This is a genomic window from Dyadobacter chenwenxiniae, from assembly GCF_022869785.1.
Lineage (GTDB): Bacteria > Bacteroidota > Bacteroidia > Cytophagales > Spirosomataceae > Dyadobacter > Dyadobacter chenwenxiniae.
On sequence record NZ_CP094997.1, the window covers coordinates 4,376,315 to 4,394,216 of the forward strand.

The 17,902-nt window shown below is 44.6% G+C and carries 14 protein-coding genes; 10 read left to right on the forward strand and 4 right to left on the reverse strand.

Translation table 11 applies throughout. From position 1 onward, the window contains the following. Positions 1–274 precede the first annotated feature (274 nt). The 4 genes from MUK70_RS18630 (at position 275) to MUK70_RS18645 (ending at position 6,690) form a co-directional block, all read left to right on the forward strand. Positions 275–691 (forward strand): hypothetical protein, encoded by a 417-nt coding sequence (locus tag MUK70_RS18630; RefSeq protein ID WP_234654438.1) that lies wholly within the window; start codon positions 275–277, stop codon positions 689–691. 169 nt (positions 692–860) lie between these two features. After that, a complete protein-coding gene (locus tag MUK70_RS18635) occupies positions 861–2,009 on the forward strand; it encodes an efflux RND transporter periplasmic adaptor subunit (protein WP_234654440.1) in 1,149 nt (382 codons plus the stop codon). A 30-nt stretch (positions 2,010–2,039) separates the two neighbouring features. Further along, entirely contained in the window at positions 2,040–5,192 is a 3,153-nt protein-coding gene (locus tag MUK70_RS18640; protein ID WP_234654441.1) for an efflux RND transporter permease subunit, read from the forward strand. A 55-nt stretch (positions 5,193–5,247) separates the two neighbouring features. Further along, positions 5,248–6,690, forward strand: a complete 1,443-nt coding sequence (locus MUK70_RS18645; RefSeq protein WP_234654443.1) for an efflux transporter outer membrane subunit — start codon at positions 5,248–5,250, stop codon at positions 6,688–6,690. 173 nt (positions 6,691–6,863) lie between these two features. On the opposite strand, the gene MUK70_RS18650 is transcribed toward MUK70_RS18645, so the two are convergent. Both MUK70_RS18650 and bamJ read right to left on the reverse strand, forming a co-directional pair. Next, entirely contained in the window at positions 6,864–8,987 is a 2,124-nt protein-coding gene (locus tag MUK70_RS18650; protein ID WP_234654445.1) for a carboxy terminal-processing peptidase, read from the reverse strand. A 13-nt stretch (positions 8,988–9,000) separates the two neighbouring features. Beyond that, positions 9,001–9,759, reverse strand: a complete 759-nt coding sequence (bamJ, locus tag MUK70_RS18655; RefSeq protein ID WP_234654447.1) for a BamJ family beta-barrel-assembly machinery protein — start codon at positions 9,757–9,759, stop codon at positions 9,001–9,003. 290 nt (positions 9,760–10,049) lie between these two features. On the opposite strand from bamJ, the gene atpA reads away from it, so the two are divergent. From atpA to galU, 6 genes are all read left to right on the forward strand, one after another. Then, positions 10,050–11,627: a F0F1 ATP synthase subunit alpha gene (gene atpA, locus MUK70_RS18660; RefSeq protein WP_234608657.1), complete on the forward strand. Its 1,578-nt coding sequence runs from the start codon at positions 10,050–10,052 to the stop codon at positions 11,625–11,627. A 6-nt stretch (positions 11,628–11,633) separates the two neighbouring features. Next, positions 11,634–12,518 carry an ATP synthase F1 subunit gamma gene (atpG, locus tag MUK70_RS18665; protein ID WP_234654449.1) on the forward strand — a complete coding sequence of 295 codons (885 nt, stop codon included), beginning with the start codon at positions 11,634–11,636 and terminating at the stop codon, positions 12,516–12,518. Between the two features lie 127 nt (positions 12,519–12,645). Then, a complete protein-coding gene (locus tag MUK70_RS18670) occupies positions 12,646–13,368 on the forward strand; it encodes an outer membrane lipoprotein-sorting protein (RefSeq protein WP_234608659.1) in 723 nt (240 codons plus the stop codon). A gap of 131 nt (positions 13,369–13,499) precedes the next feature. After that, positions 13,500–14,027 (forward strand): YceI family protein, encoded by a 528-nt coding sequence (locus tag MUK70_RS18675; RefSeq protein WP_234654451.1) that lies wholly within the window; start codon positions 13,500–13,502, stop codon positions 14,025–14,027. Between the two features lie 156 nt (positions 14,028–14,183). Further along, positions 14,184–15,179, forward strand: coding sequence for a mevalonate kinase family protein (locus tag MUK70_RS18680; RefSeq protein ID WP_234654453.1), 996 nt, complete (start codon positions 14,184–14,186; stop codon positions 15,177–15,179). A 109-nt stretch (positions 15,180–15,288) separates the two neighbouring features. Beyond that, positions 15,289–16,152 carry a UTP--glucose-1-phosphate uridylyltransferase GalU gene (gene galU, locus MUK70_RS18685; RefSeq protein WP_234654455.1) on the forward strand — a complete coding sequence of 288 codons (864 nt, stop codon included), beginning with the start codon at positions 15,289–15,291 and terminating at the stop codon, positions 16,150–16,152. Positions 16,153–16,221: 69 nt separating this feature from the next. Here galU and MUK70_RS18690 read toward each other — a convergent pair whose 3' ends face one another. Both MUK70_RS18690 and MUK70_RS18695 read right to left on the reverse strand, forming a co-directional pair. Beyond that, positions 16,222–16,401, reverse strand: a complete 180-nt coding sequence (locus MUK70_RS18690) for a hypothetical protein (protein WP_244784456.1) — start codon at positions 16,399–16,401, stop codon at positions 16,222–16,224. Continuing rightward, a complete protein-coding gene (locus MUK70_RS18695; protein WP_234608709.1) occupies positions 16,394–17,686 on the reverse strand; it encodes a hemolysin family protein in 1,293 nt (430 codons plus the stop codon). The genes MUK70_RS18690 and MUK70_RS18695 overlap by 8 nt, the downstream gene beginning before the upstream one ends. Positions 17,687–17,902: the final 216 nt, after the last annotated feature.

Sequence of the window (17,902 nt, forward strand, 5' to 3'; positions counted from 1 at the left end):
ATTCATCTAATATACTCTGTTTCCAAAATAAGTCACATTGCCGTCCCGCTGTAATTTTATATAAGTCAAAGGAAAAATCTCCAATTCAGCGAGGATGATGAATTGTTAACCTAATTAACAGTCATTAACAGTTGATAGAATTTGCAGTATACATTTGAATTATTATATTTGGCCAGAAGCATTGTTGTATCAAGATTCCTTTCCAATATTCCCAATCATTCTTGAATTCATTATAAAAGTATGGATTTTTCAATGTACTGATTAACTCAGCATCATGACAAAAAGAACTTTTGTATTGTTTTTCAGCCTAGTTCACTTTCTGGCTCTCTCGCTGTCCGCAAAGCAGCCGGCCACGTTGTGCAAGCTGGATTATGGGACTGGGTTCTCGCCTTACTCTATTGAAACAAGTGTCGGGTCGGCGGATGTGGTCATTGTGGACGACACCATTGACCCAAATCGAACCATAGTAAAGGCCGATGGATGCAAATGGCGGGAAAATCTTTCCAAGCTGCTTCGCCACCGTCATTCGAGTTACCGGTTCACTTCTTTCGAAACCGTTGTTTTTTCAAATTACTTCTTCTTACGCAAGCCTAAATTCGTCCGCGAAAGTTTGTTAGCGGTGAATTTCAATGACAGGAACATTGTGCTTCCTGGTTATTACGGCTTCCTGCACCGCCTTTGCCCATTCTGATTTCCTTATTGTAATGTTGTTCTGATTACTGACGGACAGGTTTACTGTGCCTAAAAAGCGCTGTTTATCTGCCCCGGATCAGCACATCCGTTTTGTTGGCTATATCGGCCATCAATAAGACTATTCCTATCCCCAAAAGATTCATTATTATATTAACAATCAACTTATTATGAAGAATTTCAGATGGTTTCTGCTTGCCCTGCCATGTCTGCTTGCGTACGGTTGCAGCTCCGAAAATAAAGGCGATTCAAAAAAAGAAACCGCTATCCCCACCATTCCTGTTACAGAATTATTCCCTCAGAAAACACAGGTCCATCGCGAGTATGTAGGTGATATTCACGCCATTCGCAATGTTGAAATATATGCCCGCGTCAAAGGTTATCTGGAAGAAGTTTATGTAGATGAAGGCAAAGAAGTTCGAAAAGGGCAAACCTTGTTCCGGATCAATAACGAGGAATATCAGGCGCAGCTGGCATCTGCAAAAGCAAATCTCCAGAGCGCCATTGCAGAAGCGAAAGGCGCTGAGCTTGAACTGAAAAGGGTAAAATTGCTGGTTGAAAAGAATGTAATCGCCAAATCGGAAGTGGAAGTTGCAGAAGCAAAGCTCGCAGCCGTGAATGCAAGGATCGAAGAAGCACGTTCCGAAAAATCAAAAGCAGCCATTCACCTGGCACAAACGGAAATCAAAGCGCCGTTTGATGGCATAGTGGACCGAATTCCGCATAAAATGGGCAGCCTTATTGATGAGGGAACATTACTGACCACACTCTCCGATACAAAAAGTGTTTTTGCGTATTTCAATGTGTCTGAAAATGAATATCTGGAATATGTAAAAGCCCGTGGGAAGGCAGAAAGTGCAACGGTGGTTGAACTGGAACTGGCAGACGGTTCTTATTTCAAGCAAAAAGGAACGGTGGAAACAATGGAGGGCGCTTTTGACGAAGGAACCGGCTCTATTGCATTCCGGGCCCGTTTTCGAAATCCTGACAAATTGCTGAAACACGGATCGACAGGAACTATCAGACTTACAAACACCGTGGATAACGCCATACTGGTCCCGCAGAAGGCCGCATTTGAAATACAGGATAAGAACTTTGTATATGTTTTGGGAAAAGATAATGTAATCAAAACGCGCAGTTTTATACCAAAATCGCGGCTTGCAGGATATTATGTAGTAAAATCGGGTTTGCAATCAGGCGAAACCATTGTTTATGAAGGACTTCAGGGATTGAAAGACGGCGCGACGATTACGCCCAAAAACATTCCATCAGACAGCCTGAATGTAAAGGCAGCCAAAATAGAGCTGACCGCGCGCTAGGGACCATTCTTCTCACCTGAATTTCAAATCATGTTTCAAAAATTTATAGAGCGGCCGGTGTTATCACTGGTCATCTCAATCTTCATAACCTTACTAGGGCTTTTTGCGCTCGCAGACTTACCCGTTTCACAGTTTCCGGACATTGTGCCGCCATCGGTTGTTGTAACCGCAACCTACACGGGTGCCAATTCCGAGGTCGGAGTGGATGCTGTTGCCGTGCCGCTCGAACGTGCGATAAATGGTGTACCGGGCATGACTTACATGACCAGCGTTTCCGGTAACGACGGTGTGACAACCATTACGATTTCATTTAATGTGGGCATTGACCCGGATCTGGCGGCTGTAAACGTGCAAAACCGCGTCCAGACCGTTATTGACGAACTCCCGGAAGAAGTAATTAAGGCCGGTGTAACCACAGAAAAGGAAGTAAACAGCATGCTGATGTATCTGGATATTATGAGTTCGGATACATCTGTGGCTGAGGACTTTGTATACAACTTTGCCGACATTAACCTGCTCAAAGAGCTGAAAAGGATTGACGGCGTGGGCCGCGCCGTGATCATGGGAAGCCGCGACTATTCTATGCGTGTTTGGCTAAAACCCGACCGGATGAATGGTTACAATATTTCGGCGGACGACGTTGTTAAAGCGATCCGCGAGCAGAATGTTGTGGCCGCGCCAGGTAAGACGGGCGTAAGCTCAGGTCGGGAAGTGCAAGCGCTTCAATATGTGTTAAAATACACCGGAAAGCTGTTTGAGCCGGCTCAATACGAAAATATTGTCCTACGTTCCAACCCTGACGGTTCCATGTTAAAATTGAAGGATGTGGCTGATATTGAGTTTGGTACACTGGAATACGATATGGCATCCAAGTCCAATGGCAAGCCCTCGGCATCCATCATGCTGAAACAGCGGCCCGGTTCCAATGCCCAGGAAGTAATTGCAAATGTGAAAAAGAAAGTGGCCGAACTCAAAGAGACCACCTTCCCTCCCGGCATGGATTATATGGTTTCGTACGACGTTTCCCGCTTTCTGGATGCCTCCATTCACGAGGTTGTGCGCACATTGATCGAAGCGTTTATCCTGGTAATCATCATTGTTTACATTTTCTTGCAGGACTTCCGCTCAACCCTTATTCCAGCCCTTGCTGTGCCTGTTGCATTGGTGGGAACCTTCGCATTCATGCAGTTATTTGGTTTTTCTATCAACCTGCTCACCTTGTTTGCGCTAGTTCTGGCCATCGGGATTGTCGTAGATAATGCCATTGTCGTCGTCGAGGCCGTCCATGCAAAGATGGCCGAAAAACACCTGGATGCGCGCGAAGCGACCATTGAATCGATGAAAGAAATGAGCGGCGCGATCATTGCAATTACGCTGGTAATGTCTGCGGTGTTCGTTCCGGTGACATTTATGTCGGGCCCGGTAGGGATTTTCTACCGCCAGTTTTCCATCACACTCGCCATTTCTATTGTCATTTCAGGGATCAATGCATTGACATTAACGCCCGCACTTTGCGCCTTAATGCTGAAAAATACGCATGGACAACCGTCTAAAAACACATTACTGGACAAATTTTTCGCGGGTTTCAACAAAGGTTACGACGGCATTTCAGCGAAATACAGAAAACTGCTGGGCATGATCGTGAATAGACGCGTGGTAACAATCGGGCTTTTGATCGCGTTCTGCGTTGCGACTTACGGCATTAACACAGTCCTCCCGACTGGTTTTATTCCGACAGAAGATCAGGGCGTGATCAATGTAAATGTTACTACGCCCGTTGCTGCTACTGTTGAGAGGACTGAGGCTGTTTTGGATGAAATTCAAAAAGTGGCGAAAGGGTTGGACGCTGTTGAGTCTGTTTCATCACTTTCGGGATACAGCCTGATTACGGAATCTGCTGGTTCTTCTTATGGTATGGCCATGATCAACCTGAAACCCTGGGACGAGCGAACCGCTTCAGTTCAAGACATAATATCCGAAATGGAGGCGAAGACCAAGCACATTACCGATGCGGAGATCCAGTTCTTCCCACCTCCTACCGTGCCTGGATTTGGTAATTCAAGCGGCTTCGAGCTTCGTGTGCAAGACCGTACAGGAAGTGACGACCTGCAAAAGACCGCAGAGATTACCAACAAATTTGTCAAAGACCTGATGGATTCCCCGGAAATCGCGAGTGCATTCAGCAGTTTTGACGCCAGTTTCCCGCAGTATATGATCCATGTTGATCCGGACATAGCAGCAAAAAAAGGCGTTTCAGTAGACGTTGCGATGAGCACGCTGCAGACTTTGATAGGAAGCTTATACGCCTCTAACTTTATCCGTTTCGGGCAAATGTATAAAGTGATGGTCCAGGCCGATCCGAGTTTCCGAAAAAATCCTGAGGACATCTTGAAGCTTTATGTCAAAAATAACCGCGGGGAAATGGTGCCGTTCTCTACATTCATTCGTCTCGAAAGGGTTTACGGACCCGAGCTATTGACACGATATAATATGTACACTTCGGCCATGATCAATGGGGATGCGGCGCCTGGTTTTAGCAGCGGGGACGCCATTAAAGCAGTGGAACGCGTTGCGGCTGCGAGCTTGCCGCGTGGCTTTACTTATGAGTGGTCCGGGATGACGCGTGAAGAAATTTTATCGGGCGATCAGGCCATCTACATTTTTGGTGTCTGCCTCATCTTCGTTTACCTGCTTCTGGCGGCACAGTATGAAAGCTTTCTGCTGCCTTTGCCTGTTATTCTCTCTTTGCCAACCGGGATTTTCGGGTCATTCCTGGCATTGAAGTTAATGGGATTAGAAAATAACATTTACGCGCAGGTTTCGCTCGTCATGCTCATTGGCTTACTGGGTAAAAATGCCATTCTGATTGTAGAATATGCCATTATCCGGCAAAAAGAAGGGCGATCAGTCATCGAGGCAACATTGGAAGGAGCCACTGAAAGGCTTCGCCCGATCCTGATGACATCGCTGGCATTCATAGCCGGATTAATTCCTTTGGTAATGGCCTCTGGCGCCGGCGCCATTGGTAACCGCTCTATCGGGACCGCTGCTGCTGGCGGGATGCTGATCGGAACCTTGTTCGGAGTAATTATTATCCCCGGATTGTATGTGCTCTTCGCCAGCATGGTCAAACCAAAGAAACCCAAAGTGGCAAAAAAACACGCAGAAGTCGTTCTCGAATGATCATTTCGCAGCCGGGCATAACGTCCGGCTGCTTCCCTCACAGATCTTACAATTAATGAAAACATATAAAATCATAAATAACTTCCTGCTCGTGGGCGCCCTCGCAGGTGTGGCCGCGTGTAAACTTACACAACCCGTTGAGCAGGCAGCGCGCATTAATGCACCTCAGACATTTGCTGGCCAAACCGACTCGACAGGAATAGCGGCCATTCAGTGGAAAACATTTTTTCAAGACATTAATCTGATTGCGCTTATTGATACAGCCCTTCAAAACAACCTTGATTTAAGGATTGCTGCGCAAAGAATCGAAATGGCGAGAACGAACATCCTCGCTGCACAGGGCGCTATGCTCCCATCCGTATCGGCAGAGGTTACGGGCGGCGGTCGGAAATTTGGTGACTATACCATGGATGGCGTCGGAAATTATGACACAAATTTTTCAGAGAACATTGACGCAGACCGCAGACTACCCGCTCCTTTCCTGCCCGATTACTTCGTTGGGCTAAGAAGCGCCTGGGAAATTGACATCTGGGGGAAGCTAAAAACGCAGAAAAAAGCCGCCTATAATCGTTTGTTGGCCACAGAAAAAGCGCGCCATGCCATCATCACCGGGCTTATTGCGGAAATTGCAAGTGCTTATTACGAGCTGATAGCGCTGGATACTGAAATGGCAATCATTCAAAAGAATATTGCATTACAACGGTCAGCCGTGGAAACGATCAAGATTCAGAAAGAGGGAGGTCGTGCCAACGAGCTCGGTGTGCAACAACTTAGCGCACAATTGATTAATACGCAGAGTCTTGAAGTTGAGAAACAACAACAAATTATCGAATCCGAAAACAAACTTAATTTGCTGTTAGGCCGTTTTCCGCAACCCATTGTGCGCAACACAATTTTAGAGCAAACACTTCCGCAACCTGCCCAAGCCGGAGTTCCGGCCAATATGCTGAGAAGAAGGCCGGACATTCAGCAAGCTCAATTTGACCTGCTTGCGACATATTCTGAGCAACAGGCAGCGCAACTTGCGTTCCTGCCTTCTTTGAACATTACTGCATTTCTCGGTTTTAACTCATTCAAAAGCAACTTGCTCCTTAACCCCGGATCCATTGCTTATAATGCCATCGGAGGCCTGGCCGCTCCCCTTTTGAACAGAAAAGCATTAAAAGCGGGACAGAAAAGGACAGAAGCAGCCAGCCTGGAAGCATTGTATACTTACAATAAAGCTGTCCTGACCGGCTTTCAGGAAGTAAGTACAAGTCTTAAGAAACTGGAAAACAACAGGAAAATCAATGACTTCAAAACACAGGAAGTGGAAGTGTTGCAGCAGGCAGTAGTAACGTCAAAAGACTTGTTTGCAACGGGTTACGCATCTTATCTGGAAGTAATCACTGCGCAGCGAAGCGTCTTGGAAGCTGAGCTGTCACTAACAAATGTTCAAAAGAATCAATATCTGGCGCTGATCGAGTTATACCGTTCGCTCGGAGGCGGTTGGGAGTAAGCTGATAACAATTCAAGCCCTTCCTATTTCTTAAAATGGCTATCCATCCAGTGATGGCCCATTTTTTATTTATTTTTTTTAAATAACCTGATAGGAGATCAGATGCTGTGTCTATGGTCGTAAAAAGAGCCCGGACTGTTTCCAATCCGGGCTCTTCAATATCGCTTATTCTATTACTTTTTCTTAGTCCCTGCCAAGCTCGGCTCTTTTGAGATTACGATCAAGTCGGCTAGCATGCGGCTGGTTTCGGTCAGGTAAATGTCTTTCTTTTTCTTAACCTCTTTCGGGGCTTCAACGGCTTTACCGTCTTCTTCCTCTTCGTCACCATCCGCATTATCTTCACCAAGCTGCTTCATTGCCAGTCTTTTCTTCTCAGCTTCGTCGCGCTCAACTTTGCGTTTAGATTCTTGTAAAGAAACCACTTTGTTCTCGCGGGCTTCTTTGAACTCATTCAGCGTTTTTACCAATGTTTTCAATTCTTCGTCCGACTTCAAACGCGCATTGTATTTGCTTTTCAGCTGGTCCACCACTTTCGCATTAATGTTGTTGGTGGGCTCATAGCGCGAAGATGCAATCTGGTCCCAAGGCAAAGCACTTGGCTGAGAACCTTCGCCATATTCATTCGTTTTGAATGCAGTTGGCAATTCCAGGTCTGGCATAACACCCTTCAACTGCGTGCTGCTCCCGTTAATTCTGTAAAATTTAGCAACGGTCAGTTTCACTTGTCCCAACTGGTCTGTCTCTTTTGGCACCCACTGGTTCAGGTCTATCAATGTTTGAACGGTTCCTTTACCGTATGTCTGCTCTCCCACGACGATTCCCCGTTTGTAATCCTGGATCGCTGCCGCAAAAATCTCAGATGCCGAAGCGCTGAAACGGTTCACCATAACAGCCATAGGGCCATCATAAGCTATTGCTGGATCATTATCAGACTGCACTTCAACCTCTCCCTGACCTTCCTTAACCTGTACAACCGGCCCTCTGTTAATAAACAAACCTGTCAGAGAAACTGCTTCAGTCAAAGAACCACCGCCATTATTTCTCAGGTCAATCACAATTCCGTCCACATTGGATCCCTGTAATTCGGTGATCAGCTTTTGAACGTCACGTGTAGTGCTTGAAAATTCTTTCTCTTTGTGTTGCGCGCCTTCAAAGTCGCGATAGAAGAGCGGAATATCAATTACACCTATTTTGTATTCTTTATTGGCATTGTTAATCGATACAATCTCACTCTTAGCACGTTGCTCTTCCAATTTGATCTTTTCACGAACCAGTCTGTATTCCTTTGGAGGAGTGCCTGAAATGGCATCTGCAGAAATCACTTGAAGTCTAACAACGGTTGACTTTGGTCCTTTAATAAGCTTAACCGCATCATCTACAAACCAGCCAACAATGTCCACCATTTTGCCCTCGTCACCTTGAGCAACTGCAATGATTTTATCCTCTTTTTTAAGCTGCTTTCCTTTAAATGCCGGACCGCCAGGGATTACTTCAACGATTTTGATATAATTATCTTCCTCACGAAGCAATGCTCCGATTCCTTCCAACGACTGGCTCATTTCCTGTTTGAAACGGTCTGCAGAAGTTGGAGCCATATAGCTTGTATGCGGGTCCATAGACTCAGCATAAGCATTCATGAACATCTGAAAAACCTGCTCCGTACGAATGCGCCCTAATGCACGGTCGCGGTTTTTGTAACGGTCTCTTAAAGTTGTTACAACCGCTGTATCCGCTTTTCCCGACAATTTCAGATCCAGCGCTTCGCTTTTAAGATATTTGCGCCACGTGTCATTCAACTCATCCGTGCTCCTCGCCCAGGCCGCTTTTTCGCGATCTGTGTCCATGGATTCATCTGTCGTATAATCAAATGGTTTTGGCTCTTTCAGCAATGTCTGAATGTAGTCGCTCCGTTCTTTGTAACGCTTTCTGAAAACATTGTACATCGCAAAAGGCACATCCAATTCTCTCTTTTGAAGATAATCATCGAATGAATTTTTGTATTGATCAAAATCTTTCAGATCGCTGGCCAGGAAATACAGCTTTCCATGATCTATTCCATCGATGTACTTATCAAAAATCGCTGCTGAAAGTGAGTCGCTCAGCCGGGTCTTTCTGTAATGGTAACTGGAAAGAATCCGGGTTGTAAGCTCCTCCGCTTTAAACTGAGCAGGAATAGGCTTGATATCCTCATCCATTGACACTTCAGCGGCCGGTACAATTGCCGCTTTTTCCTGAACAGGCCCTCTCTGCCAGCCCAGTAATACTACCGGTATAAGCGTGATTAAGTACTTTTTCATTGTTGAACGTTTGCTATTTAACAATTTCTAATAATTCAACCTCAAACACCAGCGCCGAATATGCCGGAATCTGAGGGCCTGCTGCACGCTCACCGTAAGCAAGTTGATAAGGAATAAATAATTTCCATTTTGAACCAACCGGCATAAGCTGTAACGCTTCTGTCCACCCTTTAATCACACCGTTAACCGGAAACTCTACGGGCTCGCCTCTGTCCACCGAACTGTCAAAAACCGTTCCATTGGTTAATGTGCCATGATAGTGGGTTTTCACTTTATCAGTTGCGGCTGGCTTTGGTCCTTCCCCAGTTTTAATGATCTGATATTGAAGACCACTTTCTGTTGTAACCACGCCTTCTTTTTTCTTATTTTCCTCCAGGAATTTCTCTCCTTCTATTTTAAACACGGCTCCTTTTTCTTCGGTTATCTTTTGAAAATATTCACCAATAAACTTATTGGCATCTTCTGGCGTAAATGCTGTTTTGCCACCTTTAAGCGACGCATTGATGGTTTTTGTAAGAATCTCTGTATTAATGTCTGTAATTCCCTGAGAACTTAATGAATTTGAGAAGCTTACGCCGATGGCGGCAGACAAAGAATCCATTTTATTTTTGAGTACGGCAGGGGTTGCTGCTGCTTTTACTGGTGTGCCCGGAGCCTTCTTAACTGTTGCTGCCGGTTTTGCTGTTTTTTTGATAGTCTGTGCTGCGCCTTCCGATGTTACTAAAACTCCTGCTACTAAGGCTGCTAAAATGGTTTTTTCTAATTTGTACATTACGCTGTAAGGATGGTCAATAAGTTAATTAAAATGGATTGGTAAGTGCTATTAACGAACTCAATTACAACAAAAACACAAAAAGTACCTAAAAAAGTTTTAAAAATGTTCATTATGAATGATAAACGGCAATTCCGGGATCGGTAATGCTATTCTGAAAAACGCCTTGGAAAAATCTAATTTTAAGTGACAGGTTTTAACCAAAATATACTTTCCATATCAAAATAAACGCTACCTTTGCGGCAGTTTTCAAAAACTTACTACTATACTTTCAATAAGTCAATTATACTATGGTATCTGTTAGACCGGATGAAGTTTCGGCCATCCTGCGCGAACAACTTGCAGGAGCTAAATCAGAAGCAGAACTCGAAGAAGTAGGAACAGTCCTTCAGGTTGGCGACGGTGTTGCCCGCATTTATGGCCTTTCCCAGGTGCAGGCAGGTGAGCTGCTTGTTTTCGAGAACGGCCTTAAAGCCCTCGCGCTTAACCTCGAGGAAGACAACGTCGGAGCCGTGTTGCTGGGTGATTTTAGCGACATCAAGGAAGGAGCCACCGTGAAGCGGACAAAAGAGATCGCTTCTGTAAAGGTTGGAGACGGAATTATAGGCCGCGTTGTAAATACACTCGCTGAACCAATCGACGGAAACGGTCCGTTGACAGGCGACCTTTACGAAATGCCACTCGAGCGTAAAGCGCCCGGGGTAATTTTCCGTCAGCCTGTAACTGAACCCCTTCAGACTGGTATCAAGGCAATCGACGCAATGATCCCCATCGGCCGCGGCCAGCGGGAATTAATCATCGGTGACCGCCAGACAGGTAAGACGGCAGTTGCTATTGATACAATTATTAATCAAAAAGAATATTTCGAAAAAGGCGAGCCTGTATTCTGTATCTACGTAGCCTGCGGACAAAAAGCATCAACCATCAAAGGCATTGAAGCTACACTTCGCCGCTACGGAGCCATGGACTACACGGTAATCGTTGCTGCCGGTGCATCGGATCCTTCACCAATGCAATTTTACGCGCCATTTACAGGTGCAGCAATTGGTGAATTCTTCCGTGATACAGGCCGTCCAGCATTGGTTATCTATGATGACCTTTCAAAACAAGCGGTTTCATATCGTGAAGTTTCCTTGCTACTTCGTCGCCCTCCTGGACGTGAAGCTTATCCAGGTGACGTATTTTATCTGCATAGCCGCCTTTTGGAGCGTGCTGCTAAGATCATCGCTGATGATACGATCGCAAGAAACATGAACGACCTTCCTCCTTCATTGAAAGGAATCGTTAAAGGTGGTGGTTCATTGACCGCTCTTCCAATTATCGAAACACAAGCGGGAGACGTTTCAGCATATATTCCAACAAACGTAATTTCGATTACTGACGGACAGATTTTCCTTGAGTCAAACTTGTTTAACTCCGGTATTCGTCCTGCCATCAACGTGGGTATTTCGGTATCACGTGTGGGTGGTAATGCGCAGATCAAGTCGATGAAGAAGGTTTCAGGAACATTGAAACTGGATCAGGCGCAGTTCCGTGAATTGGAAGCGTTTGCAAAATTCGGTTCGGATCTGGATGCGGCTACAAAACTTGCTATTGACAGAGGTCGTCGTAACCAGGAAGTTTTAAAACAACCTCAATATTCGCCGGTTCCTGTTGAACAACAAGTTGCAACAGTTTATGCTTCAACCAAAGGTTTGCTGGATTTGGTTGACGTAAACAAAGTGAAGGAATTTGAAAAAGATTTCCTTACTGTTTTGACAACGCAACACAAAGACACTTTATCGGCATTGCGTGCTGGAAAATTAGACAACAGCGTAACAGACGTGGTTGAAAAAGTTGCGCGTGAAGTTGCTGTAAAATATCGTTAATCAAGTATGGCGAGCTTAAAAGAAGTCCGTAATCGGATCGTATCCGTTAATTCTACGCAGCAGATCACCAAAGCCATGAAAATGGTTGCAGCTGCAAAGTTGCGCCGTGCTCAGGATAACATCATGCAGATGCGTCCTTATGCCCAGAAGCTCGGTGAAATGCTTACAACAGTTTCTTCCGGTGCAGAAAGTGCGGTGGATAGTCCTTTGAAAACGGTTCGTCCGATTGAAAAGGTGCTTATTGTGGTTGTAACTTCTGATCGTGGATTGTGTGGTGCTTTCAACACGAATATCGTGAAAGCAACATTGCTGCTGATTGAGCAAAAATACTCAGCGCAGGCTGCAAAAGGAAACGTTGAGATCTTCGCTATCGGTAAGAAAGGCGCTGAGTCGCTTGCAAAAAGAGGTTTTGTAGTGAATAAAACTTACATGGACCTTTTTGGCAGATTGAATTTCGTTGCTGTTAAACAAGCTGCGGAGGAAATCATGAAAGCGTTTTCAGATGGCCGTTATGACGCTGTGGATTTGGTTTATAACGAATTTAAAAACGTCGCAACCCAGATCATTCACACAGATCGTTACTTACCAATCGCAACGGAAGACAAAACGACGAGAACGAAAACAGCCGAGGTTAATTACATTTTCGAACCGACTGAAGAAGAAATTCTTGCTGAATTGATCCCGAAATCATTGAAAATCCAGCTTTACCGTTCTGTTTTGGAATCCAATGCATCAGAACAAGGCGCTCGTATGACAGCGATGGATAAGGCAACTGAAAATGCTCAGGAGCTTTTGAAAGAACTGAAATTGGTTTACAACCGTACGCGCCAGGCTGCTATTACAACTGAGATCCTTGAAATTGTCGGCGGAGCAGAAGCTTTGAAGAATTAAAGGAAATAAGAATATAATTTTCAAAACGGGCGGATATTGGTTTATCCGCCCGTTTTTGTTTCAAATCTCGCCATATTCACAATATCAATGCCTCTCAGGAGTTCCAATTAAAACAAACGAACATTTCATGCTAAAATCAATCTTCTTTAAGTCGCTTATCGGCATCTTTCTCTTCGGAGCTGCATCTGCACAAAACGTGGATGAAATCATTGACAAACATATCAAAGCCATGGGCGGCGCAGACAAGCTTTCCAAACTGCAAAGTCTGAAAATCACAGCGGAGATGGACGTCATGAATATGAAAGTGCCCATCAGCACAATCATTGTGCAAGACAAAGGTTTTCGCAGTGAAACGACCGTACAGGGAATGACGGTTGTGCAGGCGATCAGCGGCAACACAGGCTGGACCATTAATCCAATGGCCGGACAAACCACAGCAACTGCTTTACCCGAAGAATCTGTAAAAGCCATGGCTACGGAAACAGACTTAACCGGTTTGTACAATTACAAGCAAAAGGGTTACACGCTGACGCTCGATGGCGAGGAGGATTTGGCGGGTGCAAAAGTTTACAAAGTTTCCATGGCTTTAAAAAATGGCACGAAGCGCATCAACTATATCTCAAAAGACACATTTTACATCCTCAAAATGATCGTTCAAACCACGATCAACGGTCAGGAAGTAAAATCTGAAAATACACAGTCGGATTTTCGCCAGGTTGATGGCGTAACCTATCCGTACACGTCGGAAGTCTCCACATCCGCTATGCCGGGTACGACCATGGTACTAAAAATCAGCTCACTGGAAGTGAATCCCAAAATCGACGAAAAGATTTTTGAGATGCCGAAGTAACAATCTTTAATTCCCTTCCCTGTTAAATCCCGGATTAATATTATCCGGGATTTTTTTTTCCGCCTTTGAACTATTTATAAAAATTACATGTATATACATTAAATGTAAAAACATTAAATACGATATAGATCATGGCTACTACAACCTGGGTAATTGACCCGACACATTCCGAAGTTCAGTTTAAAGTAAAACATTTGGTTATTTCAACCGTAACAGGCGCATTCAAAACATTCGAAGGTTCGATAGAAACAGAAAATGAAGATTTTAATGGTGCAAATGTTCAGTTTTCGGCCGACATTGACAGCATTGACACCAATCAGGCGCAACGTGACGAACATTTGAAATCAGCAGATTTCTTCGACGCAGCGAAACATCCTAAACTTTCTATCAAAGGAACTCTCGTTAAAAAAGGGGACGAAAGCTACACTTTAAAAGGTGATCTTACCGTGAAAGACGTTACCAAAGCAGTTGAATTTGCTGTTGAATATGGTGGTAACATGACCGATTTTTATGGTAATAACAAATCAGGATTCGAAATTTCCGGAAAACTTAACCGCAAAGAATTCGGTCTTGAATGGAGTGCGGTGACCGAAGCTGGTGGCGTGGTTGTAGGTGACGATGTAAAATTAATTGCGAACATTCAGGTTGTAAAGCAATAAGATATTAATAGTAAACCATTCCTGATGAAGCGTGGGCGAGCAATCGTCCCGCTTTTTTTGTGTCCCTCCTGATTTTGGATAATTGCGGGCATATCAGGGCAAAATCGCGTTGTGTCGTCATTAAGTTATTACTTTTGGCTAAAAAAGAATTTTACCTTGATAATTGAAACTCGTGCTTATGCCCGTGCCGGGCTGCTAGGCAATCCTTCCGATGGTTTTTACGGAAAAACAATTTCCATTTCTGTCAGGAATTTTGGCGCTTCCATTTCACTATACGAATCTCCCGAGCTTCATATTGAGTCGGAGCCGCAGGATGAGAGCACATTTCGCAGCATCTTTCATTTGCGCGACACGGTCAGCATGCTCGGTTACAACGGCGGGATCCCGCTCATAAAAGCTGGAATAAAGAAGTTCGGTGACTATTGTGAAGACAATGGGATCAGGTTACCAAACCGCAATTTCACTGTTCGTTACCGCTCCTCTATTCCCCGCCAAGTCGGCATGTCAGGTTCCAGCGCGATCGTGGTAGCGTTGTTTCGGGCGCTGATGCAATTTTACAAAGTTGAAATCCCTATTGAGATCCTTCCGCAACTGGTCATGGTAACTGAAACCGAAGAGCTGGGTATTACGGCTGGATTACAGGATCGCGTTATCCAGTGTTATGAAGGTTGTGTATACATGGATTTTGATAAGAAACTGATCGATAGCCGGGGTTACGGAACCTATGAGCGCATTAATCCTGCATTGTTGCCCAAACTATATGTGGCTTACAACACCAATCTCAGCAAGGTTTCAGGGAAGGTCCATAGTGATGTGCGGACGCGTTTTGACCGCGGCGAAACCGAGGTGATTGATGTTCTCGGCCAGATTGCGAAGAAAGCTGCTGACGGCCGTGAAGCGTTAATCGAAGGTCGTGCACACGATTTGCACCAATTGATGAACGAAAATTTTGACCTGCGCTGCAAAATTTACAATGTGCCTGATTCGAATAAAAGACTGATTAATGCGGCAAGAGCATGCGGTGCTTCGGCCAAATTTGCAGGTTCAGGCGGAACGATCATTGGCATTTATCACGATGACGATATGCTGAACCAGCTTTTTGTGGAGCTGAAAAAACACAATGCAAGAGTAATCAAGCCATTTGTAGTTTAAGGCCGTCGGCCATCAGCATTCGGCGCTCAAAAGATTTGACAAGCAATATAAATATTCATAAAACCCAAGGATGCCGAAAGCCGAAAGCTGACGGCCGAAAGCCAAACATATGATTCGCAAAGCTGTAATTCCTGCTGCCGGACTTGGAACGCGTTTCCTGCCTGCGACCAAATCGATGCCCAAAGAGATGCTTCCCATTATCGACATTCCTACAATCCAATATGTGGTGCAGGAAGCGGTTGATTCGGGAATTGAGGACATTTTAATCATTTCAGGAAAAGGAAAACGCGCCATTGAAGATCATTTCGACCGCAATGTCGAACTGGAAAGCCGTTTGGAAGAAAAGGAAGATTTATTATGGTTCAATGAAATGCGCCGTCTGGCCGACATGGCCAATGTGCATTTTGTCCGCCAGAAAGAAGCCAATGGACTTGGCGATGCCATATATTATGCCCGTCATCACGTTGGCAATGAACCATTTGCAGTGCTATTGGGAGATACGATTATGGATTCTGTAATTCCGGTTACACAGCAGTTGATGGATACTTACGAGCAGTATGGCGGTTCTGTTATCGCAGTGGAAGAAGTGCCCGCGGATAAAGTAAATCGCTACGGGATCGTGGGCGGAACGTCACTGAGCGACACGATTATGGAATTAAGCGCATTGGTTGAAAAACCTGCCATCGACGTTGCTCCTTCTAACCTTGCCATCGCCGGCCGTTACATTCTGACGCCGGAGATTTTCAAAACCATTGAGCAGACACCAAAAGGAAAAAACAACGAAATTCAGCTTACGGATTCCATGTTGCTGCTCTTGAAACGTGAAAACATTTACGCCCACCGCATCGAAGGCAAGCGTCATGACATTGGTGATAAGTTGGATTATTTGAAAACGACTGTTGAATTTGCTTTAAAGAGGAAGGAATTCGCAGAGCCGTTTAGAAAGTTCTTGATTGATATTTTAAATAAGTAGAGAGTTACTAACCTTGTCAGCCTGAGCGGACCGGGCCGCCGGGCTGACAAAGTTAGTAACTCCCTACACTCACTTATTAACCTCATAATCTATTAAAATATAAGTGACGCTGTCTTGCGGATAACCAAAAAGATCAAAACCGTGCTCGGTAACAATGCTCTGTTTTGTGAGCGTGTATTTGCTCGATTTAGGAACTACCGAAGTTGTGTACATGAATAAGTCAAAACTGAATTGAACAACATCAATCATCAAAAACCGTAATCTTGACTTGCGAAATAGTCGCGCGCTGTTTTTTCAAAACGACGAATTCAAAGTGCTTAGTCTTCAATTTCTCACCCACGGCCGGAATTCTGCCAAATTTATAAATCAGATAGCCAGCCAGCGTTTCGTAATCATCCTCCTTGCTAATGTTCTGCGGCAGTTTATCATTAATGTCTGTAATCGATGCCGAACCTAGCACTGTATAGGTGTTATCGCTTTCGTTTTTAACAATCGGAACTTCGTTGTCATATTCATCCTGGATTTCACCAACAAGTTCTTCCAAAATGTCTTCCATTGTAACAATGCCGTCGACACCGCCATATTCGTCGATGATTACCGCCATTTGTTGCCGGTTAACCTGAAAGTCACGAAGGATTGCACCAATCGGCTTCGACGCGTGAACGCTCGAAATAGGTCTTACAAGTTCGGTAATCATGATTTCCTTGCCTTGACGCATTTTCAGCAGTAAATCTTTCAAATGCAGGACACCAACAATTTGATCTAATGTATCTTCATAAACCGGAATTCTGGAATAACCTTCTTCAATGATTTTTTCCAGTTTAGCCTCATTGAAATCATTAATGTCAACCCCCACAACCTGCGGCCGCGGAATCATAATTTGCCGTGCAATCCGTTCCGAAAAATTGAATGCATTTTTGATCAGATCATAATCTGCCGCTTCAATCATCCCGCTATCTTTCTGTTGCTGAACGAGATAGCGTAGCTCATCACTGCTATGCACTTCGCTTCCGTGCGAAGGCGTGATGCCAACACCTTTGAGAATAAAGTTAGCAATGCCGTTTAACATCCAGACAACCGGTCTGAAAACGAGATAAAAACCGTGCAAAGGATAAGACAGGAATAAAGTTGTTGCTTCGGGGCGCTGGATTGCAATGGATTTCGGTGCCAATTCACCAAAAACAATGTGCAGGACGGTTATAATGGCAAAAGCAGCCGGCAAAGCGATCTGATGCGCAAGCTCTGGATCCAGCGAAATGCCCACCAGTTCCATGCCGCCGATCAGTATTTTGGAGACGACCGGTTCGCCTATCCAACCCAACCCAAGACTGGCCAGTGTGATCCCGAATTGCGTTGCAGCAAGATATCCGTCCAGATTAGCGACAATTTTTTTTGACAAAATGGCCATAGCGTTCCCCTCCTGCACTTTCTGCTCCAATTGCGAAGCCCTGATTTTCACGATTGCGAACTCTGCCGCCACGAAAAAACCATTTAACAAGACGAGTACTAATGTTATTAAAACCTGGATAGCCATTCAAGATGCGTTTTGGACAAAAGGGTAATTACTGCATGTTATGAAAAAACTATTCCAAATAATAACAGAAACGCATATCGAGATATGACTTTTCCGCAGAATGTAATTTTTGTAACTTACAATTTCAATGAAAGTCCTACCTCTGGAAAATGTGTTAATATTACATCATAGCATTTAAACAGTATAATGGGCGTTTATTCGACTCTTAAAATTTTT